Here is a 4,206-nt window from a genome sequence, read left to right on the forward strand (position 1 = left end):
ATGACGAAAGGCGGGCGGCGAACCTTGCTCGGGCACGGTCTCCAACGACCAAGGATGACACGGTGCGCTGCCCGCCGATCAGCCTCTCCAATTGCAAGAGGCCGTCAACAGACAAGGATGACGACCTTGTTGGAGGTTTTCGCAACACTCGGCGGTGCCGTGGTCTCCGGATGTCGCCGTTCCTGCGACTGGCCGCAGCGTTCCCTCTCGGCGTCATCCTCGGGCTTGACCCGAGGACCCATGCCAAATCGTTGACGCTGCCGACCACCCCTCCGATCTGCATCTCAGCCGCGTCGTTGGCCGGGTTTACGCCCCTCGCTGCGCACGCCGCCACCACGCGCCTTGCAAAACCGCCTTGCCTTGCCGAAATCGGGCGCACGGGGTAGGGGATCGCCCGCAGGAAAGGGTGCATCTGAGCGCCCGTCAAACCGTTTGGACGCAGCGCATTCATGGCCGACAAGAAGAAGAAACCGTCGAGGGTCCAGGCACGGGTGCCGCGCGGCTTCGTCGATCGCGACGCCAGCGATCTGCGCGCCCAGGACGCCATGCTGGCGAAGATCCGCCGGGTCTACGAGACCTACGGCTTCGAGCCGGTGGAGACGCCGGTGTTCGAATATACTGACGCGTTGGGCAAGTTCCTGCCGGATGCCGACCGGCCGAATGCCGGCGTGTTCTCGCTGCAGGACGACGACGAGGCGTGGATGAGCCTGCGCTACGATCTGACGGCGCCGCTCGCGCGCTATGTGGCGGAGAATTACGAGAGCCTGCCCAAGCCCTATCGCAGCTACAGGGCCGGCTACGTCTTCCGCAACGAAAAGCCCGGGCCGGGCCGCTTCCGCCAGTTCATGCAGTTCGACGCCGACATCGTCGGCGCGCCGAACGTCTCGGCCGATGCCGAGATGGCGATGATGATGGCCGACACGATGGAGGCGCTGGGCATTCCGCGCGGCCAGTATGTCATCCGCGTCAACAACCGGAAGGTGCTCGACGGCGTCCTCGAGGCGATCGGCCTCGGCGGCGACGAGAATGCCGGCCGCCGCCTGACGGTGCTGCGGGCGATCGACAAGCTGGACAAGTTCGGTCCCGATGGCGTCAAGCTGCTGCTCGGCAAGGGACGCTGGGACGGCGGGCAGGAAGGCGAGGGCGATTTCACGCCGGGCGCCGGGCTGGACGACGCGCAGACGGGAAAGATCCTCGGCTTTGTCGGCGCATCGAAGATCGACGAGCTCGCCAGCATATTCCCCGGTGAGGCTGGCGAAGGACGGATGGGCGAGGGCATTGCCGAGCTGAACGATATCGCCGCGTATCTGGACGGTGCGGGCTATCTGGGCCGGGTCTCGATCGCCCCTTCCGTCGTGCGCGGTCTCGAATACTATACCGGGCCGGTCTTCGAGGCGGAGCTGCTGTTCGACGTCACCAACGAGAAGGGCCAGAAGGTCCAGTTCGGCTCGGTCGGCGGCGGCGGGCGCTATGACGGGCTGGTGTCGCGCTTCATGAGCCAGCCGGTGCCGGCGACGGGCTTTTCCATCGGCGTTTCCCGGCTGATGACGGCGCTGAAGAATCTCGGCCGCCTGGACGCTGCCGAGCGGACCGGGCCGGTGGTGGTCACCGTGATGGATCGCGACCGCATGGCCGACTACCAGGCCATGGCGACGACGCTGCGCGCGGCGCTGAACACCGACGAGAACGGCAATCCGACGGCGACACCGGTGCCCGTCGAGGTGTTCCAGGGCAACCCCAAGCAGTTCGGCAAGCAGTTGCAATATGCCGACCGGCGCAATGCCCCGGTCGTCGTCATCCAGGGCGGCGACGAGAAGGCGGCGGGCAAGGTGCAGGTCAAGGATCTGGCGCTCGGCAAGGAACTGTCCGCCGAGATCACCGACAATGCCGAATGGCGCGAGGCGCGGGCCGGGCAGGAAATGGTCGACGAGGCCGACATGGTCGCGGCGGTGAAGGCGATCCTGGCGCGCCAGAATGGCCGTTCCGGCGGCGATGCCGGCAACGGAGCCTGAGACCGTGAGCGCCGAGACACGCGCCGGAACGGGCGCGCCCTACGAAGCCGAGCTCGGCGCGCTGTTCGCCGCCCGCGGCGCGGCGCGGGTCGACGTGCCGATCATCCAGCCGGCCGACCCCTATCTCGACACGGCAGGCGAGGCGCTGCGCCGGCGCATCTTCCTGACCCGCGGCGAGGCCGGCGAGACCCTGTGCCTGCGGCCCGACTTCACTATCCCCGTCTGCCGCGACCATGTCGGCCACGGCGCGACGCTGCCGCGTCGCTACAGCTATGTCGGGCTGGTGTTCCGCCAGCGGCCGATCGGGCCGGGCGAGTTCTACCAGGCCGGGATCGAGGATCTGGGCGAGGAGAACGCCGCGACCGCCGATGCGCGGGCGCTGGCCGATGCCCTGGCGGGGCTGGAGGCCTGCGGCCTCGAAGCCGGCGAGCTCGATCTCGTTCTCGGCGACCAGGGCCTGTTCGAGGCGTTCCTGCGGGCGCTCGGCCTGCCGGAGGGCTGGCAGCGCCGACTGGTGCGCACCTTCGGCCATGACGATCAGCTGGAAGCGGCGCTCGCCGCGCTCGCACGTGGCGGCAGCGGCGCGCTGGACACGCTCGATCCGGAATTTGCCGAACTCGCCCGTCTCGGCGAGCAGGGCGCGCTGACTTTCAAAATTCGCGAACGCATGGAGGAGGCGGGACTGCCGCCCCATTCCGGGCGCTCGCCGGGCGAGGTCGCGGCGCGGCTGATCGAGAAGGTGGCGATCGCCGAGGCCCGGCTCAGCGAGAGCTCGCTGCAGCTTCTGCGCCGGTTCCTGGCCATCGACGCCCCCCTGTCGGACGCCGGCACGGTGATCGGTGATCTCGCCGGTGCGGCCGGGCTCGATCTCGGCCGGGCGCTGACCTTCTTCGAGACCCGCAATCTCGCGCTGCGGGCAGCCGGCGTCGATCTCGCCGCGGTGCGCTATCGCGCTGCCTTCGGTCGGCCGATCGACTATTACACCGGCCTCGTCTTCGAGGCGCGCCGCAAGGGGTCGGACGAGCCGCTGGCAGGCGGTGGGCGCTATGACCGGCTGTTGAGCATACTGGGCGCCGAGCGGCCCGTGCCGGCCGTCGGCTTTTCGCTCTGGCTCGACCGCATCGCCAGCCGGACGGGAGACGCGGCATGACGCTCACCCTCGCGATCCCGTCCAAGGGGCGGTTGAAGGACAAGGCCGTCGCGGCGCTGGCCGGGGCTGGCATCCATGTGGCCTCGGCCGAGGATTCGCGCAGCTACCGCACCAGCGTCACAGGCGCGCCGGGACTGGAAGTGCTGCTGCTGTCGGCCTCGGAGATCGCCCGTGAACTGCGCGACGGGGCGATCGATTTCGGCATCACCGGCGAGGATCTGATCCGTGAGACCATCGCCGAGCCCGACCAAATGGTCGAAACGGTGGCCCGCCTCGGCTTCGGTCATGCCGACGTGGTCGTGGCCGTGCCCGATGCCTGGGTCGATGTGGAGACGATGGAAGATCTCAACGACGTCGCCGGCGGCTATCGGGCCCGGCACGGGCGCCGCCTGCGGGTGGCAACGAAATACTGGCGGCTGACCCAGAGCTTCTTCACGCGGCGCAACGGGATCCAGAGCTACCGTATCGTTGAGAGCCTCGGCGCGACCGAGGGCACCCCCGCTGCGGGCTCGGCGGATGTCATCGTCGACATCACCTCGACCGGCTCCACCCTGACCGCGAACCATCTCAAGATCCTGTCCGACGGGGTGATTTTGCGGTCGCAGGCCTGCCTGATCCGCTCGCTGGTCGCGCGCGACCGGCAGGATGTGGCCGAAGCAGACGCCCTTGCCGCCCGGTTCGGTTCGGCGCCGGACTGACATCAGCCCGGTGGCACCGTCGCTTCCGTTGGGGAAGCGGCGGTCTGTTCTGCTCAGGACTATCCGGGTCTGTGGCCGCCCGTCGCCTGCAGGCATTCGACGAAGAGATCGAGAACATATTTCCGGTCAGGACTGTTGCGTCTGATGTCGGCTTCCGAATGGATGACCTTTTCCATCAACATCCAGGCGACGTATTCCCGGCTGACCTGGCCGGAATTGATACTGATACCGGCCCGCTCATGAACTGACCGCTTTAATGTACGGGTAGTTGCAAAGGGACCGGATGCGGCTTGGATCTCTGGTGGCGCGGTTCCAGGCATCGCAGCAAGCGTCGATGATGGCTTGC

4 protein-coding genes are annotated in these 4,206 nt (G+C 68.0%); 3 read left to right on the top strand and 1 reads right to left on the bottom strand.

Features of this window, described 5'->3' with window-relative positions:
• The first annotated feature begins 449 nt into the window (after nucleotides 1–449).
• From hisS to hisG, 3 genes are read left to right on the top strand one after another with little or no spacing between them, the layout of a single operon-like run.
• Nucleotides 450–2,012, top strand: coding sequence for a histidine--tRNA ligase (gene hisS / locus H9Q09_RS22205; protein ID WP_187392878.1), 1,563 nt, complete (start codon nucleotides 450–452; stop codon nucleotides 2,010–2,012).
• Nucleotides 2,013–2,016: 4 nt separating this feature from the next.
• The gene (locus H9Q09_RS22210) at nucleotides 2,017–3,162 is read left to right on the top strand and encodes an ATP phosphoribosyltransferase regulatory subunit (protein ID WP_187392879.1); all 1,146 of its coding nucleotides are present in this window, start codon (nucleotides 2,017–2,019) and stop codon (nucleotides 3,160–3,162) included.
• A complete protein-coding gene (gene hisG, locus H9Q09_RS22215) occupies nucleotides 3,159–3,860 on the top strand; it encodes an ATP phosphoribosyltransferase (RefSeq protein WP_024349271.1) in 702 nt (233 codons plus the stop codon). The genes H9Q09_RS22210 and hisG overlap by 4 nt, the downstream gene beginning before the upstream one ends.
• Before the next feature lie 59 nt (nucleotides 3,861–3,919).
• On the opposite strand, the gene H9Q09_RS22220 is transcribed toward hisG, so the two are convergent.
• On the bottom strand, nucleotides 3,920–4,206 hold a 287-nt coding region (locus H9Q09_RS22220), incomplete at its 5' end, for a hypothetical protein (RefSeq protein ID WP_187392880.1).

This window comes from Aurantimonas sp. DM33-3, assembly GCF_014334315.1.
In the GTDB taxonomy this organism is placed as follows: domain Bacteria; phylum Pseudomonadota; class Alphaproteobacteria; order Rhizobiales; family Rhizobiaceae; genus Aurantimonas; species Aurantimonas coralicida.